The 26,425-nt window shown below is 69.0% G+C and carries 23 protein-coding genes; 16 read left to right on the forward strand and 7 right to left on the reverse strand.

What is annotated here, in order from left to right; all coding sequences use genetic code 11:
- Positions 1-146: 146 nt before the first annotated feature.
- The 10 genes from ACWPN8_RS06970 (at position 147) to ACWPN8_RS07015 (ending at position 12,663) form a co-directional block, all read left to right on the forward strand.
- Positions 147-1,619, forward strand: coding sequence for a dynamin family protein (locus tag ACWPN8_RS06970; RefSeq protein ID WP_492240305.1), 1,473 nt, complete (start codon positions 147-149; stop codon positions 1,617-1,619).
- 176 nt (positions 1,620-1,795) lie between these two features.
- Entirely contained in the window at positions 1,796-2,761 is a 966-nt protein-coding gene (locus ACWPN8_RS06975; protein ID WP_492240306.1) for a substrate-binding periplasmic protein, read from the forward strand.
- 41 nt (positions 2,762-2,802) lie between these two features.
- Complete coding sequence (gene aroQ, locus ACWPN8_RS06980) at positions 2,803-3,252, forward strand: type II 3-dehydroquinate dehydratase (protein ID WP_098740164.1); 450 nt, start codon at positions 2,803-2,805, stop codon at positions 3,250-3,252.
- Between the two features lie 22 nt (positions 3,253-3,274).
- Positions 3,275-3,724: an acetyl-CoA carboxylase biotin carboxyl carrier protein gene (gene accB / locus ACWPN8_RS06985; RefSeq protein WP_098740163.1), complete on the forward strand. Its 450-nt coding sequence runs from the start codon at positions 3,275-3,277 to the stop codon at positions 3,722-3,724.
- A 19-nt stretch (positions 3,725-3,743) separates the two neighbouring features.
- A complete protein-coding gene (accC, locus tag ACWPN8_RS06990) occupies positions 3,744-5,084 on the forward strand; it encodes an acetyl-CoA carboxylase biotin carboxylase subunit (protein WP_109452067.1) in 1,341 nt (446 codons plus the stop codon).
- A 488-nt stretch (positions 5,085-5,572) separates the two neighbouring features.
- On the forward strand, positions 5,573-8,056 hold the full coding sequence (locus ACWPN8_RS06995) for a methyl-accepting chemotaxis protein (RefSeq protein WP_492240307.1): 2,484 nt from the start codon (positions 5,573-5,575) through the stop codon (positions 8,054-8,056).
- 438 nt (positions 8,057-8,494) lie between these two features.
- Positions 8,495-10,141: a sensor histidine kinase gene (locus tag ACWPN8_RS07000; protein WP_492240308.1), complete on the forward strand. Its 1,647-nt coding sequence runs from the start codon at positions 8,495-8,497 to the stop codon at positions 10,139-10,141.
- A 268-nt stretch (positions 10,142-10,409) separates the two neighbouring features.
- Positions 10,410-11,759, forward strand: a complete 1,350-nt coding sequence (locus ACWPN8_RS07005) for a response regulator (RefSeq protein WP_492240309.1) — start codon at positions 10,410-10,412, stop codon at positions 11,757-11,759.
- A 143-nt stretch (positions 11,760-11,902) separates the two neighbouring features.
- Complete coding sequence (locus ACWPN8_RS07010) at positions 11,903-12,301, forward strand: response regulator (protein WP_492241378.1); 399 nt, start codon at positions 11,903-11,905, stop codon at positions 12,299-12,301.
- A complete protein-coding gene (locus ACWPN8_RS07015; RefSeq protein ID WP_109452056.1) occupies positions 12,298-12,663 on the forward strand; it encodes a hypothetical protein in 366 nt (121 codons plus the stop codon). The genes ACWPN8_RS07010 and ACWPN8_RS07015 overlap by 4 nt, the downstream gene beginning before the upstream one ends.
- Before the next feature lie 6 nt (positions 12,664-12,669).
- Here the strand turns inward: ACWPN8_RS07015 and ACWPN8_RS07020 are convergent, their stop codons facing one another.
- Both ACWPN8_RS07020 and ACWPN8_RS07025 read right to left on the reverse strand, forming a co-directional pair.
- A complete protein-coding gene (locus ACWPN8_RS07020) occupies positions 12,670-13,284 on the reverse strand; it encodes a nitrogen fixation protein NifQ (protein WP_492240310.1) in 615 nt (204 codons plus the stop codon).
- A gap of 133 nt (positions 13,285-13,417) precedes the next feature.
- Positions 13,418-13,867: an SRPBCC family protein gene (locus ACWPN8_RS07025; RefSeq protein WP_109452054.1), complete on the reverse strand. Its 450-nt coding sequence runs from the start codon at positions 13,865-13,867 to the stop codon at positions 13,418-13,420.
- Positions 13,868-14,005: 138 nt separating this feature from the next.
- On the opposite strand from ACWPN8_RS07025, the gene ACWPN8_RS07030 reads away from it, so the two are divergent.
- From ACWPN8_RS07030 to ACWPN8_RS07050, 5 genes are all read left to right on the forward strand, one after another.
- Positions 14,006-14,425: a secondary thiamine-phosphate synthase enzyme YjbQ gene (locus tag ACWPN8_RS07030; RefSeq protein WP_109452052.1), complete on the forward strand. Its 420-nt coding sequence runs from the start codon at positions 14,006-14,008 to the stop codon at positions 14,423-14,425.
- A 180-nt stretch (positions 14,426-14,605) separates the two neighbouring features.
- Entirely contained in the window at positions 14,606-16,210 is a 1,605-nt protein-coding gene (locus tag ACWPN8_RS07035; protein ID WP_492240311.1) for a DegQ family serine endoprotease, read from the forward strand.
- Between the two features lie 90 nt (positions 16,211-16,300).
- On the forward strand, positions 16,301-16,981 hold the full coding sequence (locus ACWPN8_RS07040) for a winged helix-turn-helix domain-containing protein (RefSeq protein WP_109452048.1): 681 nt from the start codon (positions 16,301-16,303) through the stop codon (positions 16,979-16,981).
- Between the two features lie 25 nt (positions 16,982-17,006).
- Positions 17,007-18,440 (forward strand): sensor histidine kinase, encoded by a 1,434-nt coding sequence (locus ACWPN8_RS07045; RefSeq protein WP_492240312.1) that lies wholly within the window; start codon positions 17,007-17,009, stop codon positions 18,438-18,440.
- 253 nt (positions 18,441-18,693) lie between these two features.
- Positions 18,694-19,782, forward strand: coding sequence for an AI-2E family transporter (locus ACWPN8_RS07050; protein WP_492240313.1), 1,089 nt, complete (start codon positions 18,694-18,696; stop codon positions 19,780-19,782).
- Positions 19,783-19,819: 37 nt separating this feature from the next.
- Here ACWPN8_RS07050 and ACWPN8_RS07055 read toward each other — a convergent pair whose 3' ends face one another.
- The 3 genes from ACWPN8_RS07055 to ACWPN8_RS07065 form a co-directional block, all read right to left on the reverse strand.
- Positions 19,820-21,391 carry an MDR family MFS transporter gene (locus ACWPN8_RS07055; protein ID WP_492240314.1) on the reverse strand — a complete coding sequence of 524 codons (1,572 nt, stop codon included), beginning with the start codon at positions 21,389-21,391 and terminating at the stop codon, positions 19,820-19,822.
- A gap of 67 nt (positions 21,392-21,458) precedes the next feature.
- Positions 21,459-23,210 carry a signal peptide peptidase SppA gene (gene sppA / locus ACWPN8_RS07060; RefSeq protein ID WP_492240315.1) on the reverse strand — a complete coding sequence of 584 codons (1,752 nt, stop codon included), beginning with the start codon at positions 23,208-23,210 and terminating at the stop codon, positions 21,459-21,461.
- An 82-nt stretch (positions 23,211-23,292) separates the two neighbouring features.
- Positions 23,293-23,865: a peroxidase-related enzyme gene (locus ACWPN8_RS07065; RefSeq protein WP_492240316.1), complete on the reverse strand. Its 573-nt coding sequence runs from the start codon at positions 23,863-23,865 to the stop codon at positions 23,293-23,295.
- A 148-nt stretch (positions 23,866-24,013) separates the two neighbouring features.
- On the opposite strand from ACWPN8_RS07065, the gene ACWPN8_RS07070 reads away from it, so the two are divergent.
- On the forward strand, positions 24,014-25,099 hold the full coding sequence (locus ACWPN8_RS07070) for a response regulator (protein WP_247873335.1): 1,086 nt from the start codon (positions 24,014-24,016) through the stop codon (positions 25,097-25,099).
- Positions 25,100-25,106: 7 nt separating this feature from the next.
- Here the strand turns inward: ACWPN8_RS07070 and ACWPN8_RS07075 are convergent.
- Both ACWPN8_RS07075 and ACWPN8_RS07080 read right to left on the reverse strand, forming a co-directional pair.
- Positions 25,107-25,987 (reverse strand): IS5 family transposase gene (locus ACWPN8_RS07075; protein ID WP_492240317.1). Its coding sequence is split into 2 segments (ribosomal slippage): positions 25,107-25,610 and positions 25,613-25,987, totalling 879 coding nucleotides; the frame shifts between segments, so codons are not numbered across the junction.
- 64 nt (positions 25,988-26,051) lie between these two features.
- Positions 26,052-26,348: a hypothetical protein gene (locus ACWPN8_RS07080; protein WP_492240318.1), complete on the reverse strand. Its 297-nt coding sequence runs from the start codon at positions 26,346-26,348 to the stop codon at positions 26,052-26,054.
- Between the last annotated feature and the right edge of the window lie 77 nt (positions 26,349-26,425).

Raw genomic sequence — 26,425 nt, forward strand, 5'->3', positions numbered from 1 at the left:
CGGCCCCGTCCGGATTCCGCGCCCCGGCTCCCTGCCCGGATAATCCCGGACGGAAGATGAGGGAGATTTCATGTCCGGTGCCGGTCCCGCCCGTGCTAGAGAGGGGCCGTTCTTTTCGGCCCGTGCAACAGTGGAATTCGCCCGCCATGACCCCCCGGCAAGCCCTTCAGCAGCGCCTTGCGGCTTTGGATGCCCATCTGCGGGCGGAAAATCCCAACCTGCTGCCGGTCCTCCCGACCTTCCGCGCCTTCGACCGCATCCTGGCCGGGCTGGGGTTGATCGACCGCCATGAATCGCTGACCACCCGCATTCCCTGGTGGCCGATGGTCGCGGTGCTCGGCACCTTCTCCGCCGGCAAGTCGACCTTCCTCAACGGTTATCTGGGCGAGGTGCTGCAGAACACCGGCAATCAGGCGGTGGACGACAAGTTCACCGTCATCTGCCACGGTCCGGAAACCCGCAAGGAGGCATTGCCCGGCACCGCGCTGAACGCCGACCCTCGTTTCCCCTTCTATCGCATCGCCGACGAGATCGAGAAGGTCGCCGCTGGCGAGGGCAAGCGGATCGACAATTACCTGCAATTGAAGACGCTGGCCGGGCCGCGGACCAAGGGCAAGATCTTCATCGATTCGCCGGGCTTCGACGCCGACGACCAGCGCCGTTCGGTCCTGCGGCTGGTCGACCACATCGTCGAGCTGTCGGACCTCGTGCTCGTCTTCTTCGATGCCCGCCATCCGGAACCGGGCGCCATGCAGGACACGCTGCGCCATCTGGTCGCCAAGACGGTCAACCGCGCCGACGCCCGCAAGGTCTGCTACATCCTCAACCAGGTCGACACCACCGCCAAGGAGGACAATCTCGAGGCGGTGTTCGGCGCCTGGCAGCGCGCCATCGCCCAGGCCGGGCTGGTGTCGGGCCGCTTCTATGCCATCTACGACCAGCGCTCCGCCGTCGACATCGAGGATGACGGCCGCCGCGCCCGCTACCAGGCGCGCCGCGACCATGATCTGGCCGAACTCCAGACCCGCATCAACGAGGTCGAGGTCGCCCGCGCCTATCGCATCATCGGCTCCATCGACAGCCTGACCAAGGAGGTCGAGGGCGAGGTGCTGCCCAAGCTGCGCGAGGCGATGGCGAAGTGGCGCCGCCGCGTGCTGATCGGCGACGCGGTGTGGGGCGTGCTGCTGCTGGGGCTGCTGGGCACCGTGGTGCAGACGCTGGGCGGCGGTTTCGGCGCCTTCCTCGGCTGGCTGTCCGAGTCCGGCGACAGCGGGCTTCCGCTGCACCTGATCGGCACCGCCCTGCTGCTGGGCGGGCTGTTCCTGGCCGGGCATTTCAAGCTGCGCCAGTTCTTCGCCCGCCGCATCGCCGCCACCTTGAGCGACCGTTTCGGCGACGTCGACCTGAACCTGCGGCAGGCCTTCCTGCGGAACACCCGCTTCTTCCGCTCGATCTTCGCCACGCAGCCGGCCGGCTGGGGCGGGCGGGCGCGCAAGGCGATCTTCGCCATCCGCGAGGCGACGGCGGTGCATGTCCAGCGCATCAACGACCTCTACACCGATCCCGCCGGCCGCCGTGCGCGGGACGCCGCCGCCGGCCCGGCTGCCGCGGCCGAGTGACCGCAAGCCGGCGGCGAGTATCGGCGGCTCTTTACAGTGCGGCGTCCAGGCCGTTAGATCTTGGCCGTTAGATCTCAGCGCTTAGATCTTGGCCGGCGCCGTGCGACCACGGCGCCGGACCCACCAGCGGATGGCCAACGGACTTGCGGGATTCGGCAAACGGAGCGATCGGTACGGTGAGATCCTCGGCCGCGGGCGCCGCCCTGGCCGGGCTGCTGCTGTGCGTCGCCCCGGTCCAGCCGCAGGCGCAGGTGCCCGGCGCGGAGGCCGGCGGCACGGCTCCCGCTCCGGCTCCCTATACCGGCCTGGATCTGGTGACCGGCGGCGACTATGCCCCCTACACCGGCGACGACCTGCCGGGGGGCGGGCTGGTGACCGATCTGGTCCGCCGCGCCTTCGCGGTCGGCGGGCGCCGCTACGATGTGCGCTTCATGCCGTGGAAGCGGGGCTACGACGGCGTGGTGGCCGGCCGTTTCCTTGCCACCTTTCCCTATATCCGCACGCCGGAGCGCGAGCGGGAGGTGCTGTTCTCCGACCCGGTGATGGAGGTGCGGCAGTTCGTCTATCTCTCGAACCGGTCCGGGATGGAGTTCAACGGCCGGACCGGCGGCGGCGACTCCGGCGGCCTGGAGGATTTCCAGGGACGGACGATCTGCCAGCCGGTGGGCTATGCCCTGCCGGCCGGGCTGGAGGCGATGGTCGGCCAGGGCCGACTGACCCGGCAGACCCCGTCGGACCTGGGTGCCTGCGTGCGGATGGTGGCGACCGGGCGGGCCGACGTCCTGGTGATCGACGAGTTCAGCGGCGCCGCGGCGATTCAGCGCTCCGGTTCTGGCCGACGACATCCGGGTGGCGGACCGGCCCTTCGCCGTGGTCACGCTGCATCTGGTGGTCGGGCGCGGCACGCCGGGGGCGGAGACGGCGGTCGCGGTCTTCAACGACGGGCTGAACGCCCTGAAGCGGCAGGGCGTCTACGACCAGCTTCTCGTCAGCCACACGCTTCAGCCTGCTCCCTGATATTGCTGGGGTTTTCCCCGGGGGTCCGCGCGGTCTTCCGGCCCAGCCGCGGCGATATTCCGGATTCCGGCGCGCTTTTCCGCGCGGAAGGCCCCCGTCGCCATGGACAGGACGGTGCTTCGTGATATAAACGCGCGGTTTCGATCATGGAAAAGGGGCGCGGGCTGTGGCCATCGACGCGTCGATTCTGGTCCTCAACGGGCCGAACCTCAACATGCTGGGTGTGCGGGAGCCGCAAATCTACGGGTCGATGACCCTGGACGAGCTGGAGGCCGCCTGCCACGAGCGTGCCGACACGCTGGGTCTGACCGTGGATTTCCGGCAGTCGAATCACGAAGGCGAACTGGTTTCGTGGATTCAGCAGGCCCGCACGGAGAATGACGGCATCGTCATCAACGCCGGCGCCTACACCCACACCTCGGTCGCGATCATGGACAGCCTGATCCTGTCGGATCTGCCGGTGATCGAGGTCCATCTGTCGAACATCTTCAAGCGCGAGCCGGTCCGCCATCACTCCTACATCTCGCCGGTGGCGAGGGGGATGATCTGCGGGTTCGGGCCGCACGGGTATCTTCTGGCGCTGGACGCCATCGCGAACATCATCGACCGCGATTAAGGAAACGGGAACGACTGACATCATGGCGAGCTTCGACATCGACGGCGATCTGGTCCGCAAGCTGGCGGACCTCCTGCGTGAGACGGGCTTGAGCGAGATCGAGTTCGCCGAGGGCGAAAAGCGTATCCGCGTCACCCGCCCGACCGCCGCCCAGACGGTCGCCGTCCAGGCAGCCCCGGTCCTGGCGGCCGCTCCGGTCGCCGTGGCGGCGCCGGCCGCCGCAAAGCCGGCCAGCCATCCGGGTGCGGTGACCTCGCCGATGGTCGGCACCGCCTATCTGGCGGCCGAGCCGGGCGGCACCCCCTTCGTCCGTCCGGGCGACGTGGTCAAGGCCGGCCAGACCATCATGATCATCGAGGCGATGAAGGTCATGAACCCGATCAAGGCCCCGCGCGGCGGCACCGTCGCCGAGGTGCTGGTGTCCGACGCCCAGCCGGTCGAATTCGGCGAAGTTCTCCTCATCATCGAGTAAGCGGGGCATTCCCTTGGCGATGTTCGAAAAGGTCCTGATCGCGAACCGTGGTGAGATTGCGCTCCGCATCCACCGCGCCTGCCGCGAGATGGGGATCCAGACCGTGGCGGTGCATTCCACCGCCGACGCCGACGCCATGCACGTCCGCCTCGCCGACGAAAGCGTGTGCATCGGTCCGGCGTCCGCGCGCGACAGCTACCTCAACATTCCGGCCATCCTGTCGGCGGCGTCGATCACCAATGTCGACGCCATCCATCCCGGCATCGGCTTCCTGTCGGAGAACGCCCAGTTCGCCGAGATGGTGGAGGAGCACGGCTTCACCTTCATCGGCCCGACGCCGGAGCATATCCGGATCATGGGCGACAAGGTAACCGCCAAGAAGACGGTGATGGAGCAGGGGCTGCCGGTGGTGCCCGGCTCCGACGGTCCGGTGACGTCGCTGGAGGAGGCCGAGAAGGTCGCCCACGAGACCGGCTACCCGGTGCTGATCAAGGCGGCGGCGGGCGGCGGCGGCAAGGGCATGAAGGTCGCCCGCAACCCCGACCAGCTGAAGGAAGCCTATCAGCTGGCCCGTGGCGAGGCGCGCGCCGCCTTCGGCAACGACGAGGTCTATCTGGAGAAGTATCTCGGCCATCCGCGGCACATCGAGATCCAGCTCCTGGGCGACACCCACGGCACCTGCGTGCATTTCGGCGAGCGCGACTGCTCGGTCCAGCGCCGGCACCAGAAGGTCATCGAGGAGGCGCCGAGCCCGGCGCTGAACGCCGAGCAGCGCGCCTTCATCGGCGATCTGGCGGCCAGGACGGCGGCGGCCATCGGCTACCGCGGCGTCGGCACGATGGAGTTCCTCTACGAGGACGGGCAGTTCTATTTCATCGAAATGAACACCCGCCTTCAGGTCGAGCACACCATCACCGAGATGATCACCGGCATCGATCTGGTCCGCGAGCAGATCCGCGTCGCCGCCGGTGCGCCGCTGGGCTATGGCCAGTCGGACATCCGCTTCGAAGGCCATGCCATCGAATGCCGCGTGAACGCCGAGAACCCGGAGACCTTCATCCCGTCGCCGGGCAAGATCGACGGCTATCACGCGCCGGGCGGGCTGGGCGTTCGCGTCGATTCCGCGCTGTATGACGGCTACCGCGTGCCGTCGCATTACGACAGCCTGATCGCCAAGCTGGTCGTCCACGGCACCACCCGGAACGAGTGCCTGATGCGCCTGCGCCGCTCCATCGAGGAGTATGTGATCGGCGGCATCCAGACCACGCTGCCGCTGCATGACCGCATCATCGCGCAGCAGGCCTTCATCGACGGCAATTACGACATCCATTGGCTCGAACAGCTGATGGCGAAGTCCTGACCTGACCGTTCGCGGCATTTTCACATGCGCGGAAATGCTGCGGCGGAATGTCGCAGTCATGAGGCCCCTCTCTCCAAGTCGAGAGAGGGGCTTTTTCTTTATTAATGTTTTCTGATGTTGTGATTGACGCTTCCCGCGGGGACTCTGTTCTTTTGCAATTTGATAATTTCTCGGATGACTCGCGTTTTCATTCGCAAATTGCAACTCCGGACGTGACGAATCCCGGTGGAAGCGCCTGCCCGGTCATCAGGGTTTTACCGGAACGGCGGTTTGCGAAGAATTCAGTGTGCATGGCACGCCCCTTGCTGACTTGATCTGTGTCAGTGCGGACATGGGCTACCCAGAGTAGATGAAACGCCATTCCGTTAGCTGTGCCGAACCATCGCTTTTTCCAGGCGGTGCGCTGGCCTCTGTCTGTCCACCGGTCGCGACCCGTCGTGCCGGCCTGCCTGCCCGAACCTGCCCTTTGTCTGACGAGGCCCCGTCCCATGCGTCTCAACGAACCGATCACCGACCGTGAAATCGTGATGGAAGACGGTGTCCTGCTGGTGTCGCGTACCGACACGGGCGGGCGCATCACCTTCGTCAACAAGGCATTCGTCGACATCAGCGGCTATGCTGAATCCGAGCTGATCGGGGCTCCGCACAATCTGATCCGGCATCCCCACATGCCGAAGGAGGCCTTCGCCGACCTGTGGGCGACCATCAAGGACGGGCGGCCGTGGGAAGGGCTGGTGAAGAACCGGACCAGGGACGGCGACTTCTATTGGGTCCGCGCCAATGTCACGCCGGTGATCGAGGACGGGACGGTGACCGGCTTCATCTCGATCCGCACCAAGCCGTCGCGCGATCAGGTGGCGGCGGCGGAACGGCTTTACGCCGATATCCGTGAGGGCAGGGCTCGCCATCTGACGGTGCGCGACGGGCAGGCGGTCGGGCGCGGCGCCGGGGCGGGGTTCCGCCGCTGGATGGCGACGGTGACCGGGCGGCTGACCCTGATCTTCGCCTTCATGATCCTGTCGATGCTGGCGGTCGGCGGCGTCACGCTGCGCGGCATGTCCGACAGCAACGCGTCGCTGAAGATGGTGTACGAGCACCGCACGGTGCCGGCGGTCCAGATCGGCGAGATTCTGGACCACATGCGCGACAATGTGCAGACCTTGCAGCGCCTGATCATCGACACCCGCGACGGCACCGATCCCAAGGCGATGGCGCAGCGCGAGGACCGCATCGCCAGGAACGCCGCCACCATCGACCGGCTGTGGGCGGACTATCTCACCACCTTCATGACGCCGGAGGAGACCACGCTGGCGGACCGCTTCGCCAAGCAGCGCGCCGCCTTCCTGAACGAGGGGCTGAAGCCGGCGGTGGAACTGGCGCGCCAGGGCGATTCGCTGCGGCTGGAGGTGCTGGTCCGCGACCGCATCGACCCGCTGTTCCAGGCGGCGTTCCAGACCAACAAGGACCTTCTGCAATTGCAGCTGACGGTCGCCAAGGGCGAGTATGAAGGGGCGCTGGAGGATTTCCGCTGGCATCTGGTGTTCGCCGTGGCCGCCGGGCTGGCCGTCCTGCTGGGGGCGGTGTTCTGCGGGCTCCTGCTGCTGCGCACCGTCCGCCGCCCGCTGGCCGCTTTCTCGGTCGATTTCGACGCCATCGCCCGCAACGACCAGACCCACATCATCGACCTGCCGGCCGCGGCTGAATTCCATCTTATCGCCGGCCAGCTGCGCGGCTTGAAAGCGCGCCTGTGCTATGCCGTGCAGGAGCGTGTCGAGCGGGCCCGCCATGCCGACGAGGAACGGCGCCGGGCCCTGGAAAACATGGCCTCGACGGTGGAGCGGGAGGCCGGCCGCGCGGTGGAGGAGGTCGCCCAGCGCACCGGCGCCATGGCCGACGATGCCGAGGGCATGTCCGGCTCGGCCGAGCGGGTCAGCATCAACGCCCAGACCGTGGCGTCCGCCGCCGGGCAGGCGCTGGCGAACGCCCAGACCGTCGCCGCCGCCAGCGAGGAGCTGGCCGCCTCGATCCGCGAGATTTCCTCGCAGGTCGCCCATTCCAGCGCGGTGACCCGCCGCGCGGTGGAGAGCGGCCACCACACCCAGGCCACCATCCGCTCGCTGTCGGAAACGGTGGCGAAGGTGGGCGAGGTGGTCAACCTGATCCAGTCCATCGCCGGCCAGACCAATCTGCTGGCGCTGAACGCGACCATCGAGGCGGCGCGGGCGGGAGAGGCCGGCAAGGGCTTCGCCGTGGTGGCGCAGGAGGTGAAGAACCTCGCCAACCAGACCGCGTCCTCGACCGAGGAGATCACCCGCCAGATCACCGCGATCCAGGCGGTGACCGACGAGGCGGTGCAGGCGGTGGAGGAAATCGGCCGGACCATCGCCGAGATCGACCACATCGCCGGGTCCATCGCCGCGGCGATGGAGCAGCAGGCGGCCGCCACCCAGGAGATCAGCCGCAACGTGGTGGAGACCTCCACGGCGGCGCAGGAGGTGTCGCACCGCATCGCCGCGGTGTCGGAGGAGGCCGACCGCACCGGCGAACAGGCCACCCATGTCAAGAACGGGTCCGGCGATGTCGCCCGGTCCATCGAGAGCCTGCGGCAGGTTCTGGTCCGCATCGTCCGCACCTCCACCGGCGATGCCGACCGCCGGCGCAAGCCGCGTTTCCAGGTGGACGAGACGGGAACCCTGCTGATCGGCGGCGACCGGCTGGCGGTGACCGTGCGCAACCTGTCCATCGGCGGGGCCATGATCGATCCGGTGACGGCGACCGACGGCCGCTCGCTGGCTGGGGCAATCGGACATCTGCGGCTCGACCGCTACGCAGCGGAGGTGGCGGTGGCGGTGAAGGCGGTGGAGCACAGCCGCATCCATCTGGCCTTCGACGCGGAGAAGATGGCGGGCGATTTCGCGCGGGCCGTGGAAATCGCCACCAAGGACCGTCCGCCGGTCGACGTGGCGGCCTGACCGTATGCCGGATAAGCCCCGCGGATAAAGCTGCCGCTCCGTCATCGATCCGCCGCGCCGAACGTCACGCATCTTCTTCATCCTCCAGATTGAGGACTTATCCCCTGTGACACTTTCACAGGGGAATCCTTGCTGGGTGAACGGATATGATTGCGGTCACCACCGGCGGTGCATGCGGCTTGAAGCATCCCGTCCCCTGTACGGAACCCTTCGACGGAAAAGAGGCCGGGACGCAGTGATGGCCGACACCACACCCTTGTCTTGCTCGTCGTCCTGGCGGTCGTCCCGCTGGCCGGGATGTTTCCAATCGCGTCCCTGGGGCGGCCTGTGCCATCTGGTCCTGCCGGCCCCGGATGGCGGGATGGGGCGGGCCGGGGCAGGGCAGGTCAGGACAGGGCAGGCCGGATTTGCACACCCTTGGGAGGCCCGGATCCGATCATGACGGTGCAGCCATTGACCGCGCCGCGCCATCCGGTCCCGGCCATCCTGCGCCGCCTGCTGGCCGGCGGACTGCGCATCTGGAAGCCCGCCGCCGTCCAGGCGGTGGTGACGCTGGTGCTGCTGGTCGGCTATGTCTGGATGGCCGACGTCTATGTCCGCGTCCTGACGGCCGAACATCGCGCCACCGCGGCGCTGACCGCCTCGTCGCTCGCCAGCACCCTGTCGAGCGCGCTGAACGAGCGCATCGCCCTGGTCAGCGGCCTGACCGCCTTCGTCGAGGTCGCGTCCGGCACCGGCAGCCTTGCCGACCAGTTCCCGCGCTATGCGGAGGGGCTGCGGCGGTCGGTGGTGGGGGTGCGCACCATCTCCGCCGCGCCCGAGTTCGTCGTCCGCATCGTCTATCCGATGGAGGGCAACGGGAAGCTGCTGGGCAACGACCTGCTGCGGGACGCGCGGCCGGGCTTCGCCGATACGGTGCAGCGCGCCATCGTCAGCCGCGACGTGACCGTCCATGGTCCGGTCAACCTGTTGCAGGGCGGGCAGGGACTGATCGCCCGCCAGATCGTCCATGCACCGGGCAAGCCCTGGGGAGCCGTCGGGATGGTGTTCGACGTCGGTGCCATCCTGAACGAGGTGCGGTTCGACCGGGTTCCGGCGCATCTGGGATTCGCCGTGGTGACCGACGGCGGCCAGCAGGTGGCCGGCGACGCTCTGGCGTTGAAGGGCGACCCGCTGGTCGAGCGGATCAACCTGCCCGACGGTTACTGGCACCTCGCGCTGGCCCCGCGCACCAGCTGGGAGGGGCTGGCCCATGGCGACCCGACCTTCCGCGGCTTCCAGCTGGCCTTCCTCCTGCTGTCGCTGCTGATCGAAATGGTGACCGTCATGGCGATCGGCCGCCGCCACACGCTGGAGCGTCGGGTCGACCTGCGCACCGCCGAGCTTGGCCGCGCCAAGAACGAGCTGGAGCAGTTCGCCTATGCCACCGCCCACGATCTGCAGGAGCCGCTGCGCGCCATCTCCAGCTACGCCCAGCTGCTGGAGCACCAGCAGAAGGGCCGGCTGGACGAGGAGAGCGAGGGATTCATCCGCGAGATCGTCGACGGCGCCGGGCGGCTGAAGATGTTGCTGCGCGACGTGCAGCTTTTTCTGGCGGAGGACCGGGTGCCGCTCGGCTGCGGCGTCATTCCGGCCGGCGATCCGTTGAAGGCGGCGCTGGCGGCGCTGGAGCGGCGCATCGCCGATGCCGGCGCTGCCGTGACCGTGGCGGACCTGCCGGCGGTGCAGGCCGACGAGCGCCGGCTGCGCGAGATCTTCATCGTGCTGATTGCCAACGCCATCGACTACCGCCATCCCTACCGGGCGGCGGAGGTGCGGATTTCCCACCGGCGGGTCGACGGCTATGACGTGATCGACGTGCGCGACAACGGCATCGGCATCGAACCGCGCCACCGCGACCAGATTTTCGAGGTGTTCCGGCGCCTGCATCCGCGCGACGAGCATCCCGGCACCGGCATGGGGCTCGCCATCGCCCGCAAGATGGCGGACCGGCTGGGCGGCCGTCTCACCGTCCTGTCCAGCCCCGGCATCGGCAGCACCTTCTCCATCCATCTGCCGCCTCCCTCCTTCCGAGGGTTCCCCTGATGCAGGATCCGACGGCCCCCTTCGAGATCCTGTCGGCAGAGGACGAGGACAAGGACGAGGATGCTTGGCCGCGCCGACCGCGCGCTGTATGAGGCGAAGGCGGCGGGCCGCAACCGGGTGGTGATCGGCGACGGCCATCCCGGTCCTGCCCGTCGCCGCGGCCTCCGTTTCCACATCCATCGCCGGCTGGCGGTTCGTTCGAGGGAAAATGGCAGAAGAACTTAAGGCCCAACCCATGATCCGACCCAGCTTGGCGGAAAATGATGCGGTGCTTCTGGTGTCCCGGGCGATGGCGCTCGCCGGGGGGCTCGCCCCGTTCTTCCCGGAGCTGGTGCGGGTGGATACGGTGGCTGCCGCCCTGGACCGGCTGGGCGGCGGCGGTGCGGCGGCGGGGGAATCGGTGGTGCTGCTCGACGCTCCCGCGGTGGCGGCGGTCGAGGCGCTGGCCCGGCTGGAGCCGGCCCCGGCGGTGGTGGTTCTGCTGGCGGAGGGGCAGGACAGTGCGGGCTTCATCGCGGCGGGCGCGCAGGATGCGCTGCCGGCCGGTGACGGCGATGCCCTGCGCAGCGCGGTGTCGGCCGCCCGCCGGCGCCAGATGCGGGAGAACCGGTTGCGGACGGCGTTGGCCGAGGCGCAGCGGAACCGGGCCGAGGCTGCATCGCTGCTCGACGCGGCGGGGGCTGCGGTTGCGGCGGCGCTCGATCCGATGATGGCGCTGACGGCCGCCGCGCTGGAATCGCCGCTGCTGCCGCGCCAGCAGGACCGGCTGCTCGCCGTCCAGGCTGCGGGCGCCGCCCTGCGGACCACAGTGGCGGCCTTGCGCCCGGTCGGGCCGGGCGCCGCGGTGGAGGACAGCCTGACGCTGGCGGCGCTGGCCGCCGATGCTGAAGCGGCGACGGCAAGGGTGGTGACGGCAAGGGTGGTGACGGTCGAAGGCGGGGCGGACGAGGAGTTCACCGGCGATGCCGCCGGCCTGCGGGGTCTGCTGACTCTGCTGGCCGCGGAGGGGGGCGCGTCCCTGTCGCTGTCCCTGTCGCTGCGGCCGGCGGGCGAGGCCGCCGAGCTGACGCTGCGGCGCCGGGGGACGGCGCGCCTGCGCCCGTTGGTGCTGGCGGCGGTCCAGCCGCTGCTGCGGCGACTGGGCGGGCATCTGCTGACCGACGGGCCGGATGGCGCGGCGGGGGAGGGGCTGACCGTCCGCATCCCGGTGCGGGCGGTGCTGCGCCCCGCCGCCCTGTCGGTCCTGCTGGTGGAGGACAACCCCATCGGCCGTCTGGTGGCCGCCGGCTTCTTCAAGGCGCTGGGCCACACGGTGACGACGGCGGAGGACGGGGCGCAGGGGCTGGCCGCCGCGACGGACAGGCGGTTCGACCTGATCGCGATGGACGTGCAGATGCCGGTGATGGACGGCCACGAGGCCACCCGCGCCATCCGCGCCCTGCCGGGGGAAGCCGGCCGCGTGCCCATCGTGGCGTTGACCGCCGGGACCGATGCCGAGGACGACGCGCGGTGCCGCGCCGCCGGGATGGACGATTGCCTGCACAAGCCGCTGACCATGGACCGTCTGCGCACGGTTCTGGAGCGCCTGTTTCCCGGCCGGGTCCAGGCCGGCGGATGACGGCTCCGGCACTACAAATTGTCGGAAAATTTACAGAACCAAAATCATATTCCATCCGCCGGTAACCGACCTTCGATTGCCCGCCACCGGTTCGGACGGTATCAGTGGGATGCGGCGTATTGGCTGGAGACATGGGAGTGGATATGCAGGCGATCGACTATTCCCAGTTTCGGATCCTGGTCGTGGAGGATCAGCCCTTCGTCCGCCGCACCATCGTCCAGATTTTGGGCCAGATCGGCTTCCGCGACGTGACCGAGGCCGACAACGGCAAGTCGGCGATGTACGAGTGCATCCGCGTCAATCCCGACCTGATCGTCTGCGACATCGACATGAAGCCGGTCTCCGGCCTGCAATTCCTGGCCCGCCTGCGCGCCAGCGCCGAGGCCGCCAATCCCCGCGCCCCGGTTGTGTTCCTGACCAACCACACCGAATCCGAGATCGTGAAGCAGGCGATGGCGCTGGGCGTCAACGGCTTCGTGGTCAAGCCGCCCTCCTTCGCCGCGCTGAAGGAGCGGGTCGACCGGCTGCTGGGCGGGCGGTGAGGCGCCTCGTTCTTCTCGCCGCGCTGCTGCTCGCCGCCTGTTCGGGCGAGCCGTCGGAGGGCGACATGCGCAAGCTGGTGGAGGCGCACACCCGCCGCGCGCTGGAGCGCCAGGGCAATGCCGCCTTCCGCGCCTTCGACAATTTCCGCAAGCAGGGCTGTGTCGAGGCGAAGCCGAAGGGCGGACCAAGCGGCGGCCCAACCGGCGGCAGCCAGGACGGCAGCGGCCAGTATGACTGCTACTACGCCGCCACCTTCGTGCCGCAGCCGGGCCAGCCGCCGCTGACCGTCAACGGCAAGGGCCGCTTCCGCCGCACCGACAAAGGCATGGCCTTCGAGGATCTGGGCGCCCAGCCGCGCTGAGCCTCCTTACCCGTTGCGCGCGAGGCGGGAGAGGGTGGACAGCGGGTCCCCGGCCTCCTCGCCGAAGCAGACCTCCACGTCGTCGCACACCTCGCAGTTCGGCGACTTGCAGAGCATCAGCCCCTCGCGCTCGCAAAGCTGGCGGTAGAAGAACTTCTTCCATTTCATGTCGCCGGAATTCAGCGCCACCAGCGCCGGAAAATGCCGACGGAACATGGCGTTGAGTTCGCCGCGGTCGTGGAAGCCCATGTCCTGCCACAGATGGTTGGGCTCCAGCGACCGGCGGGCCAGGATGGCGGCCAGCCAACGCTCCTCGTCGGCCCCCGAGGCGCCATGCTCGACAAGGAAGGCCCGCAGATCGGCCTCTTCGATGGCGTCCTCGCCGGCCTCGTCCCCGCCGGCCTCGCCCTTATCGGGGAGCGCGGCGACGGCATCGGCGAAGTGGGGGGCGTATCTTGCGGCAAGCTCGGTCAAGTCGGCCTTGGTCAGTGCCAGCGATCCGGTCATCGTCCGCGCCGGATCGGCGGCGGCAAGCGCCAGGATGCGGCCGAAGATCATGCGGTCGGCGTCCGCAGCGGGATTCTGGTCAAGGCTGTGGGCAGTGGGCTGAGACAGGACCACTCGGCATCTCCACCGGCAAAGAGCACCCGCGACGCCTGCTATCCTGACCCATGATGCTGCACCTGCGAAAGCCACTCTCCGGTCCCATGACCTGCGGCATTGCGCCGCAGCGACTGTCCCATCCCCTGTCCGGTCATTCCGGGCGGCCGTCGACCTCCTCCGCGAAGCGCTCGAAGAAGCCGGCGAGCACGCGGTCGGTCTTGGCCTGGACCAGCTTCACCGCCAGCCGGCCGACCGCACCGCCGAGCGCCACCGACAGGCTGTAGGTCAGCCGGGTCTGCCCCTCCTCCTCCTCCAGCACCACGACCGCCTCGCCCTTCACCGCGCCGGCCAGCCCGCCACTGCCCTGGGCGACCAGCCGGTAGCGGTGGGCGCCATCCTCCGGCTCCAGCCGCAGCCGGCCGGAGAAGCGCGCCTTCATCGGCCCGAGCGTGGTGCGGACCCGGGCCGCATAGTCGGTGGCCGACAGCCGCTCCATCTCTTCCAGCACGGGGATGCAGCGCATCAGCACCGCCGGGTCGCAGAGCGCCGCGAACACGCGGTCGCGCGGTCCGGGAACGCTGTGGGTGCCGGTGATGTCCATGCGCCGTCTTCCTCCTTGGCCTTCCGACAGAAACAGGGCGCCCTTCGATTTCATTCGGGCGACACCGTTGGGGTAGAGACATCTGGTATTGCCTGTCGCCGGAACCAAGCCGGCGAAAACCGAAGGAGACCGCAAGCCATGCGACAAGCCGTCACGACGCTGACCGTTCCCACCCGCGGCGCCGGGCTGGTCGAGGTGACCGCCCAGATCCGGCGCTGGGTGGCGGAGCAGGGGATGGACACCGGGCTGCTGACGGTGTTCTGCCGCCACACCTCGGCCTCCCTGACCATCCAGGAGAATGCCGACCCTGACGTGCAGGCGGACCTGTTGCGCTTCTTCCGCCGTCTGGTGGCCGAGGATCCGTCGCTTTACGCCCACACCACCGAGGGGCCGGACGACATGCCAGCCCACATCCGCTCCGCCCTGACCGGCGTCAGCCTGTCGATACCGGTGATGGCGGGGGAGCCGGCGCTGGGCACCTGGCAGGGCGTCTACCTGTTCGAGCACCGCGCCCGGCCGCACCGGCGAGAGATCGCGCTGCATCTGATCGGGGAGTAGGCCCGCAAGACCGATCCGGCCGATCCGGCCGGCCAGCCTGAAATTTCTTTCATCCGGTCGCAAGGCGGCGGTCAAGGGCGGGTTCCTATGTTGGAGACAACAGCGGTGAGGTGCCGCGGCGGTCGGACCGCCGGTGCCACCTCCCCACAGTCGGAATCGCCTGATCGGAGTGTCGCCGTCATGACCACCCTTCCTCCCGCCAATTCCCAGTCGAAGCCCCAGCGTGAGATCGGGCGTGCGGGCCGCCTGCGCCGGACCGTCGCCGCCCTGCTGCTGGGCACCACGGTGCTGACGGCTCCGGCGCTGGCCGGCTGGGCGGCATCGCAGGCCCAGCAGAACGCCACCCCGCCGGCCGTCGCCATGGTGCAGGACACGCCGGCCAGCTTCGCCGACCTCGCCGCCAAGGTCAGCCCGGCCGTGGTCAACATCGCTGCCACCCAGGAGGCAAAGGCCGAAACCCGGGCACAGCGCGGCCCGGCGATCCCCGGCGTCCCCCCCGGCACGCCGTTCGAGGAGTTCTTCCGCCAGTTCCAGGACCAGATGAACCGGAATGGCGGCCCCAATGGCGGTCCTGACGGCGACCAGGATCAGGACCAGGGTCCGCGCGGCAGAACCGGGGCGCTGGGGTCCGGCTTCATCATCGACCCGGCCGGCTATGTCGTGACCAACAACCACGTCATCGACGGCGCCAGCGAGATCACCGTCACCCTGCAGGACGGCACCGCCATGCCGGCCAAGCTGATCGGCCGCGACGCCAAGACCGACCTCGCGCTCCTGAAGGTGAAGTCGGACAAGCCGCTGCCGTCGGTCGACTGGGCGGACAGCGACAAGACCCGCGTCGGCGACTGGGTGATGGCGGTCGGCAACCCGTTCGGGCTGGGCGGCACCGTCACCAAGGGCATCGTGTCGGCGCGCGGCCGCGACATCCACAGCGGCCCCTACGACGATTACTTCCAGCTCGACGCCGCCATCAACCGCGGCAACTCGGGCGGCCCGACCTTCGACCTCAGCGGCCGGGTGATCGGCATCAACACCGCCATCTACTCGCCCAACGGCGGGTCGGTCGGCATCGGCTTCGCCATCCCCTCCAACCTCGCCAAGGAGGTGGTCGCCCAGCTGAAGGACAGCGGCAAGGTCGAGCGCGGCTGGCTCGGCGTGAAGATCCAGGAGGTGACGCCGGACATCGCCGACAGCGTCGGGCTGCCCAGCGCCAAGGGCGCCCTGGTGGCCGAGGTGACCGCCGACAGCCCGGCCCAGCGCGCCGGCTTGCATCAGGGCGACGTTGTGCTGTCCTATGCCGGCAAGCCGGTCAACAACCTGCGCGACCTGACCCGCCATGTCGCGGATACCAAGGCCGGCGACACGGTGGACCTGAAGATCCTGCGCGAGGGCCGCGAGAAGACGGTGCCGGTGCGCATCGACCGCCTGTCCGAACAGCAGCAGATGGCCGCCGCCGAGACCAACTCCGGCAAGGGCTCCGCCGAGCATGAGGATGTGGCGCCGGTGAAGGGGCTGAAGCTGGCCCCGCTGGACCGGGCGGCGCGCAAGCGGCTGGGCATCGGCGAGGATATCCAGGGCGTCGTGGTGACCGGCCTGTCCTCCAGCGTCGATGTGCCGATCCGTCCCGGCGACGTGATCGAGCGGGTCGGCGACACCCTGGTGAAGAGCCCGGCCGACGTCCGCCATCAGGTGAGCGAAGCGGAGAAGGCTGGACAGAAGGCGCTGCTGATGCTGATCAACCGGCAGGGCAACGAGTCCTTCGTCGCGCTGAAGCTGAAGGCGTGAGGCAACGCGCTCTCTGAGTGACGGAAAGTCCGGCCGGGCATGACACCCTCGTGCTTGGCCGGGCTGTTTTGGGAGGCTACACTCGTGCTCATGAAGATTCTCGTCATAGAAGATGATCGCCAGGCCGCCAGCTACCTTGCCAAGGGGCTGAAGGAGGCCGGCCATGTGGTGGACGTCGCCAACGACGGGAAGGAAGGCCTGTTCCTGGCCGGGGCCGAGCATTACGACGTGATGGTCGTCGACCGCATGTTGCCCGGCCGCGACGGCCTGTCGCTGGTCCAGGTGCTGCGGGCAGCCGGCAACGACACGCCCGTCCTGTTCCTGTCGGCTCTCGGCAGCGTCGACGACCGGGTGAAGGGGCTGAAGGCCGGCGGCGACGACTACCTGACCAAGCCCTTCGCCTTTTCCGAGCTGCTGGCGCGGATCGAGGTGCTGGTCCGCCGGCGGGGTGCGGCCCAGCCGCAGACCCGCCTGTCGGTCGGCGATCTGGAACTCGACCTGCTGTCGCGCAGCGTCAGGCGTGCCGGCAAGGCCATCGAGCTGCTGCCGCGCGAGTTCTCGCTGCTGGAATATCTGATGCGCAATGCCGGCAGCGTGGTGACCCGCACCATGATGCTGGAGAATGTGTGGGACTATCACTTCGATCCGCAGACCAACGTGATCGACGTGCACATCGCCCGTCTGCGCCAGAAGATCGACAAGGATTTCCCCACCCCGCTGATCCACACCGTGCGCGGCGCCGGCTACAGCCTGCGCGCGGCGGAGGCGTAAGGGTCTCGATGGAATTGCGTGACGCATGAAGCATGAGGGCGCGGCCGCCGCCGGCCTGCACGGCTTCGTCGCCGCCGGGCTGCGGCTGGTGCGGACCACGGCCTTCCGGCTGGCGCTGCTCTATCTGGCGATGTTCGTCCTATCGGTCGGGCTGATCCTGGGCGTCGTCTACCGCACCACCGCGGGCTTCCTGGAGCAGGAGATCGGCGAGACCATCGCGCTGGAGGTCGCCGGCCTGCAGGATCATTACCGCAACTATGGGCTGCCCGGCCTCGTCGATGTGGTGCGGACGCGCAGCGCGGTTGCCAACAACAACTCCATCTATCTGCTGACCACGGCGGCCGGGGTGATCCTGGCCGGCAACCTGTCGGGCTGGCCGGCGGCGGTGCCCAACGCCAGCGGCTGGACCCATTTCAAGGTCGCCGACTATGGCGGGGTGACCGACCGGCCCTCCACCGCCCAGGCGGTGACCTTCACGCTGCCGGGGCAGTTCCGTCTGCTGGTCGGCCGCGACATGAGCGAGATCGACCAGCTGCGCACCCGGATGTTCCGCTCGCTCGGCTGGATCCTGGGCGCGACCGCCCTGCTCGGGCTGGGCGGCGGGCTGCTGATGAGCCGCGGCGCCATGCGGCGGATCGAGGCGATCAATCGCACCACCCGCCAGATCATGAGCGGCGATCTGACCGACCGGGTGCCGCGATTCGGCGGCGGCGACGAAATGGACCGGCTGGCCGGCAACCTCAACGCCATGCTGGACCGCATCGAACGGCTGATGACCGGCATGAAGCAGGTGACCGACAGCGTCGCCCATGACCTGCGCACGCCGCTGACCCGGCTGCGCTCCCGCATCGAACTGGCACTGCTGCACGAGACGGAGGACCCGGAGGTCTATCGTTCCGTGTTGCAGGACACCATCGTCGAGGCCGACCGGCTGCTCGCCACCTTCACCGCCCTGCTGTCCATCGCCGAGGCGGAATCGGGCGCCAAGCGGCAGGACTTCGTGCCGGTCGATCTGGCGGAGGTGGTGGAACTGGCCGCCGACCTCTACGAGCCGGTGGCGGACGAGCGCGGTCAGCGCCTGTCCGTCGACATCCGCGGCAGGCCGGTCGTCCATGGCAACGGGCAGCTTCTGGCCCAGGTGGTGTCGAACCTGCTCGACAACGCCATCAAATACACGCCGGACGGCGGCAGCATCACGCTGGTCCTCGACGGTCCGGCTCCCGGCCGCGCCGCCTGCATCGAGGTCGCCGACAGCGGCCCCGGTATTCCGCCGGACATGCGCGACAAGGTTCTGCAACGCTTCGTCCGGCTCGACACCGCCCGCGCCTCGCCCGGCAACGGGCTGGGGCTGAGCCTCGTCGATGCGGTGGCGACGCTGCATGGCGCGAAGCTGGAGCTGAGCGACAACCAGCCCGGCCTGAAGGTCAGCCTGCTGTTCCCGCCGGAAGCCCGCCGCTAAAAGGGGGCCGCCAAGGGAGCCGGTATCGGCCCAAAAAAAAAGCCCGCTGTGAGGCGGGCTCTTAAAGTGACATCAGCGAGAATGACTCCTTGGCGTCCCTGCTGATATGGGGCGGTTCGGGGCAGCTTCCATACCGATCTTCGGACTACCGCCGACGGCCTAGCCTGCCGAAATTGCGCAACGTCTGCCGACTCCGCGCGTTCTTCCCGCGAGGCTGCCCCTCCGGCGGCCGCGAGTGCGGGAGTTTGAACAGATGGCGACACCCAGCCGGCCCACCGCCTATCAAGCGACACCCCCCGGCGGCGGGGCGGCGCAGACCGAGCCGCCGGCGCGGGCCGGGCGCGGCGAACTGGCCGTCTTCACCTGGAAGGTGCTGATTGTCGCCGGGGTGGCGGCGCTCAGCATCTTCCTGTGGCGGATCTCCGGCACGCTTCTGCTGATCTTCACCGGCGTGCTGTTCGCCATCCTGTTGCAGCGGCTGACCGGCTATGTGCAGCGGGCGACCGGGCTCGGCCATGGCTGGTCGCTTGCCATCGTGCTGCTGACGCTGGTCCTGCTAGTCGGCGGCGGCGGCTGGCTGATGGGCACCTCGATGGCGGCCCAGCTCGGCCAGTTGCAGGAGCAGGTGACCAAGGCGATGGGCATGCTGCCCGACGGCTGGCGCGACCGCATCATGGAGCAGGGCAAGGAATGGCCCTGGATGAACCAGCTGAGCAGCTTCGCCTCCGGCCTCGTCTATGTCGTCGGCGACGCGGTGGTGGTGATGTTCGCAGCGCTTTATCTGGCGGCATCGCCCGGCCTATATCAGCGTGGCGTCGTTCTGCTGGTGCCGCCGCGCGGCCAGAAGCGGGCCTGCGAGGTGATGGATGTGGCCGGCGACAGCCTGTGGAAGTGGCTGATCGGGCAGCTGGTGGCGATGGCGGCGGTCGGCACGATGATCGCGGTCGGGCTTTGGCTGCTCGGGATCCCTTCGGCGCTGGCGCTGGGTATGGTCGCTGGGCTGATGGAGTTCATCCCGCTGGTCGGTCCCTTCCTGGCGGCGGTGCCGGCCCTGCTGATCGGCTTCGCCCAGTCGCCGCAGGATGCGCTTTGGGTCGCCGGGCTCTATCTGGTCATCCAGCAGATCGAAGGGAATGTGATCACGCCGCTGTTGCAGAAGCGGGTGGTCGATTTGCCGCCGGTGGTCACCATCGGCGCGATTGCCGCCGGCGGCGTGCTGTTCGGCATCATGGGCATGTTCCTGGCGACGCCGCTCGCCGTCGTCGTGCTGGTGCTGGTCAACCTGCTCTACATCGAGGACAAGCTGGGGCAGCCCAGGCACTTCCCCAGCGATCATTCCTGACCGGCCGCAGACTGTTCCGGCCGGTCAGCCCGACCCGTCAGCCTTCCGTGGCCGGGGCGGTCTCCGCCCGGCCGGGGTGGGCGGAGCGCAGCGGCAGTTCCTTCAGGAACAGCGTCATGGCGAAGGAGACGACCGCCAGCGCGGCGGCCAGCAGGAACAGGGTGGCGAAGCCGTGCTCCAGCGTCGCCACCACCCCGCTGCGGGCGGCGGCGGGCAGGCCGGCGAGGGCGGCGGCGCCGTGCTCCAGAACCGCGCGGCCGGACAGGCCGGCCCCCTCCAGCCGTTCGGAGACCACGGCGTTGAAGACGGCGCCGAACACCGCCACGCCGACCGACCCGCCGAGCGAACGGAAGAAGCCGACCGCGGCGGTGGCGGCGCCCAGGTCGCGATGCTCCACCGCATTCTGCACGGCGACCGTCATCACCGGCATCACCAGCCCCAGCCCCATGCCCAGCGGCACCAGGATCAGCGTCGACCACAGCCCGTCCGCCGCCAGCGCCGGCAGGCTGCCCAGCAGGGCGTACATCGCGCCCGACAGGGCCAGGCCGGCCAGCGGGAAGGCCTTGTAGCGCCCGGTCTTGGCGATCAGCCGTCCGCCGCCGACCGACCCGACGGTCATGCCCAGCACCAGCGGCAGGAGCAGCAGGCCCGACACGGTGGCGCTGGTCCCCTGCACCAGCTGGAGATGCAGCGGCAGATAGACGATGCCGGCGAACAGCACCATCGCCGACACGGCGACCACCGGCGTCGCCACCGCCACCACCGGGCGGCGGAACAGGTGCAGCGGCAGGATCGGCTCCTCGATCCGGCGCTCGTGCCACAGGAAGACCGCCAGCATGACGAGGCCGGCCGCCAGCAGGGCCAGCGCACCCGGGCTGCTCCAGCCCATGGCGTCGCCGCGGGTGGCGACGACCAGCAGGCTGGTCACCGCCCCGGTCAGCAGCGCCGCCCCGGCCAGATCGATGCGCGGCCGGGCGCGGCCGGCGGGCAGGCGCGACAGGGTGCTGCGGGTCATGGCGAGCGCGGCGACGCCCAGCGGCAGGTTGATCAGGAAGATCCAGTGCCAGCCGATGGTCTCGGTGAAGATGCCGCCCAGCAGCGGCCCGGCGACGCTGGCCAGCGCGAAGACGCCGCCGATCATGCCCTGGTACCGCCCGCGCTCGCGCGGGGCGACGACATCGCCGATGATGGTGAAGGCCAGCGACATCAGCCCGCCGCCGCCCAGGCCCTGCAACCCTCGGAACAGGATCAACTGGGTCATGCTCTGCGCCGCCGCGCACAGCACCGAGCCGACCAGGAACAGCAGGATCGCCGTCTGCAGCACGCGCTTGCGGCCATAGAGGTCCGACAGCTTGCCGTAGATCGGCGTCGTCGTGGTGGAGGTCAGCAGATAGGCGGTGACCACCCAGGGCAGCATCTCCAGCCCGCCGAACTGGCTCGCCATCGTCGGCAGCGCGGTGGCGACGATGGTCTGGTCCATCGCCGCCATCAGCATCGCCAGCGCAACCCCGCTGAACACCCGCAGGATTTCCTGGTGGGTGAAGACGGGATGGGCCGGATCGAGCTTTGAGGCATCGGGCTCTGCGGCGCGGGTGGCGGTCTCGGTCATGGTCAGGCGTCTCGGACGTGGAGATCTTCGAGCGGTGAAGCAGGGAGTTGGGTCGGGCCGGCGCTGTTCACCGCCCCAGCGACATCGGCGGCATGCGGGCCTGCACGCCGTCGCCCTGGGTGGCGGCCAGCAGCGGGCGGAGCTGTGCCAGCAGCGGCCGCAGTTCGGCAACGGCAGCGAGCGCGCCGACCAGCTCGCCCTTGCGGGACACCAGATCGAGGATCTGGTCGGTCACCGACTTAGGCGGCGGGTAGGGGACCAGACTCACCGGGGCGTCGGCGGAGAGGCCGGCGGCGGTGCGGGCCAGCGTCAGCGCCTGCTCCTGGCCGCCCAGATCGTCGACAAGGCCGAGTTCGCGGGCCTGGGCGCCGGTCCAGACGCGGCCCTTGGCGATGCCGCGCGCCTGTTCCGGCGTCATCCGCCGGGCCTCCGCCACCCGTTGCAGGAAGTTGGCGTAGGTGTCCTCGATGATGGCGTTCAGCCGCTCGGATTCGCCGCCTTCGAAGGGATGCAGCGGCGACCACATGCCGGCATTCTTCGCGCCCTGCACCCGGTCCCAATGGATGCCGAGCTTGTCGGACAGGCCGCCGATGGCGAACTTGCCGGCGACGACGCCGATGGAGCCGGTGACGGTGGCGGGGGAGGCGACGATGCGGTCGGCGGCCAGAGCGATCCAGTAGCCGCCCGACGCGGCGGTGTCGCCCATGCTGGCGATCACCGGCTTGCCGCTCTGGCGCGCCTTGACCAGGGCCCGCCGGATCGCCTCCGACGCGGAAACCGCGCCGCCGCCGCTGTCGATGCGGAACAGGATGGCGCGCACCTCCGGATCGTCGGCCGCCTCCTCGATGGCCTTGACGATGGTGTCCGACCCGGCTGACATCCCGCCCAGCGTCGGCTTGCCGCTCTCGCCGCCGGTGATGGTGCCGACGGCATGGATCAGGGCGATGGTCGGCCCCTCGCCGTTGGGGCTGCCGGCGACCGACAGGTAATCGGCCGGGCTCAACGTCTCCGCCCCGGCCCCGGCCCGCTTCAGCGCCTCGTCCCGCGCCTCGTCGGCATAGCCGAGCCGGTCGACGAACTTCTGGTCGAGCGCCTCCTTGCTCAGCAGCGGCGCCTTGTCCATGGCGGTCCGCACCGCGGCGGGGGCGAGGCGCCGGCTCTTGGCGATGCCGTCGACCAGCTGGTTGCCGAGGTCGCCGACCAGCGCCTCCATCATCTCGCGGTTGGCCGGGGTCATGCCGGACTTGGTGAAGGTCTCGGCGAAGCTCTTGTATTCCTCGCGCTGGGCGAAGCTCGGCTGCACGCCCAGCTGGTCGAAGGCGTCGCGGGCGAAGGGCAGCTCCGCCGACAGGCCGGTGATGCCCAGCGTGCCCAGCGGTTGCAGCCAAACCTCGTCGAAGGCACTCGCCAGCAGGTAGGAGCGGTTGCCCGCCCCGGCCCCGCCATACTCCTCGGCGAAGGCGACGGCGAAACGGCCCGAGGCGCGGAACCGCTCGATGGCGGTCCGCAGCTCCTGGGTCTGGGCGAAGCCGATGCTGTCGTCGCCGAAGCGGGCCAGCACGCCCTTCACCTTCGGATCGCGCCGGCCGCCGTCGAGCGCGTCCAGCACCTCGCGCAGCGTGGTCTGGTGCTCGAACAGGCTGCCGAACTTGCCGTCGTCGCTTTCGGCCAGCGGCTTGGTCAGGTCGAGTTCCAGCACCACGGCGGCGGGCAGGGTGGGCTCGTGACGGACCGCCAGCACCACCACCGCCACCGCGCCGACCACCAGCAGCAGGCCGATGAGCGCGAACAGACGGACGAAGAAACGGACGATCGCCATGATACCTACCCTGTGTGGCCATGAAGACTATCGATAAGGCTGCCGATTGCGATGCCGGCGGAAGCCTGCGGCTTTCCGGGCCTTAACGGTCCTGGCTGTGGTACTCGCGGTTCGGGATCATGTCCACCGCGGTCGCCACGCGGTTGGACATGTTGTAGAAGCCGACCGTGTCGGCAATGTCGAAGATGTCCTCGGCGCTGAATCCGGCGGCGCGCAGCGCCTCGCGGTCGGGCTCGCCGACCGACATCGGCTCCTTGGTCAGCTTCCAGGCGAAGTCGAGCATGGCGCGCTGGCGCGGCTCCAGCGGGGCGACACGGTAGTTGGCGACCAGCATCTCGCCCAGCTCCGGATCGCCCGACAGCTTGCGCACCGCCTGCCCATGGGCGACCAGGCAGTAATAGCAATGGTTGGCGGAAGAGACGACCACCGCGATCATCTCGCGCTCAAGCTTGCTGAGGCCGCTCTCGCCCAGCATCAGCTCGTTGTAGACCATCGCGAAGTTGCGCAGCTTCTTCGGCCGCAGGGCGTAGGCCTGGAGCACGTTTGGCACGAAGCCCAGCTTTTCCACGCACTTGTCGAACAGGGCCTGCATGTCGGGGTCGAGGTCCGGCTTTTCCGGCAGGGGCAGGGCCATGACGTGATCGGGTTGCGGCATCGGGCGAGTCCTCTCTTTTGATTGCTGGGCCTTTTCGGCCGGGGGAGGGTAACCGCGGCCGCGCGCTTTGTCTTCCGTTCCGCTTGTCGCTCGCCAATCGGGCCTGGTTGTGCCAGAAGTGGAAACTGAATGCGGGAATATGTCCCGGTTGGCGAAACAGAAGGCGATGACCCAGCCGAAGCTCGATCTTCTTTCGGTCCTGGTGGTGGAGGACAGCAGCTTCATCCGCACGGTGCTGACGGCGACCCTGCGCACCATCGGCATCGGCCGGGTGGAGGGGGTGGCGAGCGGCGCCGACGCCATCCGCTGGCTGGAGGAGCGCCGCGCGGCCTTGCCGCCGGGCACCGCGCCGGTCGACCTGATCCTGTCCGATCTGGTGATGCCCGAGGTCAACGGGCTGATGCTGCTGCGCTGGATCCGCTACAGCCCGAAAAGCCCCGACAAGTTCCTGCCGGTGCTGATGCTGTCCGGGGCCGCCGACCGGCATTATGTCGAGCAGGCCCGCGATCTCGGGGCGACCGACTTCATCGCCAAGCCCTTTTCCGCCCAGACCATCGCCAGCCGGCTGCTGTTCGCCATCGCCCGGCCGCGCCGCTTCGTCCTGGCCAAGGGCTATTTCGGCCCCGACCGCCGCCGCGCCGACAAGCCGGTGGCGATGGATTGCCGGATGACCGCGCCGTCGGAGATCCTGATGGTGCACAGCGCGTCGAAGGCGCGCGGCATCGACCGCTTCCCCGTCATCTATTTCGACCTGCCCAACCGGCTGGGCGCCAAGGCCGGCCTTGCCCCGCGCGACCCGGTGCCGACCCTGCCGCCGGAGGTGCTGGCCGCCGCGGAGGAGGAGATCCTGAACCGCGCCGGCGACTATGCCGTCTGGATCGGCGCGGAGGTGGACGAGATGGGCCGCCGTGTCGAGCGCCTGCCGCGCGAGCCCGAGGCGGTGGCCGGCCTGCTGGCCCAGGTCAACCGCTCGGCCCACGAGATGCGCGGGCAGGGCGGCATCTTCGGCTATCCGCTGATCACCCACATCGCCAAGTCGCTCTACGAGGCCACCCGCAGCGGCCTGACCACGGTGACCGCCAACGAGCATCTGCTATTCAAGGCCCATGTCGACGCGATCAGGGCAGTGATGACCGGCCGCGTCAGCGGCGACGGCGGCGCCACCGGCCAGCAGCTGCTGGCTTCGCTGGAGGTGGCGAAGCGGAAATACGCGAAGGCGACCGGGGTGGGGTGAGGGGGCGCTAGGTCCTGTCTGACGGCCTACTGACGCGCAGGCATCGCTGGATCATGGCGAGCCTGATGAAGGTCATGTAGTTGACGGCAAGCTTGTCATGTCGCGTGGCAACGGATCGGCATCCTTTGAGCCATCCGATGCCACGCTCGACGACGTTTCGTCGCCGGTATGCCTCCCGATCGAACCGAGGCGGCCTGCCGCGGTGGGTTCGCCTGCGTTCGTCCTTGCGCATGGCAATGACCGGTTCGATGTGGCGGCGTCGCAGGTACTGACGAAAGCGATTGGCGCTGTAGCCCTTGTCGCCAGCCAGCTTTCGAGGCTTGGTGCGTCGGCGCCCTCGGCGGGTGGGCAAGCTGACCGCCTCCAAGGCGGCGACGGCGAAGGAGATTTCCTGAAGCTGACCTGCGCTCAGCACGGCGGCCAGCGGCAGGCCGTTGCCATCGGTCACCAAATGGATTTTGGTCCCGAAGCCCCCGCGGGAGCGGCCGAGTGCGTGGTCGGCCGGCTCGTCCGAGCCCCCCTTTTTCCGCCCCCAGCCGCCGAGCGACTGGCCCGGATGCTGGTGCCGTCGATGCACCAGAGGTCCACATCGATCCGACCATCCGCATCAAGCTGCAAGCGCAGCCGGTCGAGGATCCGCTCGAACAGCCCGTCGCAACGCCATCGCACAAAGCGTTCGTAGATCATCTGCCAGGGGCCGTAGCGTTCGGGAATGTCCCGCCATTGGGCGCCGGTGTTCAGCTTCCACATCAGCCCATCAACCACTTGACGGTGATCCCGCCACACACCGCCACCTCGCGGATTCGACCGCGGCATCAAATCCGCGATCCGATCCCACTGCGCATCGCTCAGTTCGTAGCGTCGCAGCCCTGTCGCATCGTAAGCCATCAAACTGACCTTGGGCTCTAAACCACAACGTCAATAGGCTCGTCAGACAGGACCTAGTCTCGCATCACGTGCGGCAGGTCGCGGGCGCCTTGGCATATTTGGCGATCAGACGCTCGAACAGCATCTCGCCGTCCGTCGTCCGCCCTGCGTCCGCGTCCTCCAGCCCGACAGCAACGTCATCCATCAACGACTGTCGGCGTTCCTCTTCGCTCTCATCGGCCGGTTCGATGGTCACCCGGAAGCGGGTTCCGGCCGGCGGGCGGACGGGGAGGGCGGCGGTGATCGCTCGCGGCAGTTCCTCCGCCGGAATTGTGGCCGTCACTTTGGAGGGGCGTGCCGGCGGGGTCGGCGAAACGGGCATCGCGGGAGCCTCCGGGAGAAAATCGCTACGCTCTCAGGATACATGCCTCCCTCTTGGGTGGAAAGCGGCGACCGCCA

The organism is Azospirillum sp. UENF 112521 (assembly GCF_058780665.1).

What these genes read in the sequence shown, in the direction of transcription:
- ACWPN8_RS06970 (WP_492240305.1), top strand. Translation starts at nt 147, where the DNA reads ATGACCCCCCGGCAAGCCCTTCAGCAGCGCCTTGCGGCTTTGGATGCC.
- accB (WP_098740163.1), top strand. Translation starts at nt 3,275, where the DNA reads ATGGCGAGCTTCGACATCGACGGCGATCTGGTCCGCAAGCTGGCGGAC.
- accC (WP_109452067.1), top strand. Translation starts at nt 3,744, where the DNA reads ATGTTCGAAAAGGTCCTGATCGCGAACCGTGGTGAGATTGCGCTCCGC.
- ACWPN8_RS06995 (WP_492240307.1), top strand. Translation starts at nt 5,573, where the DNA reads ATGCGTCTCAACGAACCGATCACCGACCGTGAAATCGTGATGGAAGAC.
- ACWPN8_RS07000 (WP_492240308.1), top strand. Translation starts at nt 8,495, where the DNA reads ATGACGGTGCAGCCATTGACCGCGCCGCGCCATCCGGTCCCGGCCATC.
- ACWPN8_RS07010 (WP_492241378.1), top strand. Translation starts at nt 11,903, where the DNA reads ATGCAGGCGATCGACTATTCCCAGTTTCGGATCCTGGTCGTGGAGGAT.
- ACWPN8_RS07025 (WP_109452054.1), bottom strand. Translation starts at nt 13,867, where the DNA reads ATGGACATCACCGGCACCCACAGCGTTCCCGGACCGCGCGACCGCGTG.
- ACWPN8_RS07030 (WP_109452052.1), top strand. Translation starts at nt 14,006, where the DNA reads ATGCGACAAGCCGTCACGACGCTGACCGTTCCCACCCGCGGCGCCGGG.
- ACWPN8_RS07035 (WP_492240311.1), top strand. Translation starts at nt 14,606, where the DNA reads ATGACCACCCTTCCTCCCGCCAATTCCCAGTCGAAGCCCCAGCGTGAG.
- ACWPN8_RS07040 (WP_109452048.1), top strand. Translation starts at nt 16,301, where the DNA reads ATGAAGATTCTCGTCATAGAAGATGATCGCCAGGCCGCCAGCTACCTT.
- ACWPN8_RS07045 (WP_492240312.1), top strand. Translation starts at nt 17,007, where the DNA reads ATGAAGCATGAGGGCGCGGCCGCCGCCGGCCTGCACGGCTTCGTCGCC.
- ACWPN8_RS07050 (WP_492240313.1), top strand. Translation starts at nt 18,694, where the DNA reads ATGGCGACACCCAGCCGGCCCACCGCCTATCAAGCGACACCCCCCGGC.
- ACWPN8_RS07055 (WP_492240314.1), bottom strand. Translation starts at nt 21,391, where the DNA reads ATGACCGAGACCGCCACCCGCGCCGCAGAGCCCGATGCCTCAAAGCTC.
- sppA (WP_492240315.1), bottom strand. Translation starts at nt 23,210, where the DNA reads ATGGCGATCGTCCGTTTCTTCGTCCGTCTGTTCGCGCTCATCGGCCTG.
- ACWPN8_RS07065 (WP_492240316.1), bottom strand. Translation starts at nt 23,865, where the DNA reads ATGCCGCAACCCGATCACGTCATGGCCCTGCCCCTGCCGGAAAAGCCG.
- ACWPN8_RS07080 (WP_492240318.1), bottom strand. Translation starts at nt 26,348, where the DNA reads ATGCCCGTTTCGCCGACCCCGCCGGCACGCCCCTCCAAAGTGACGGCC.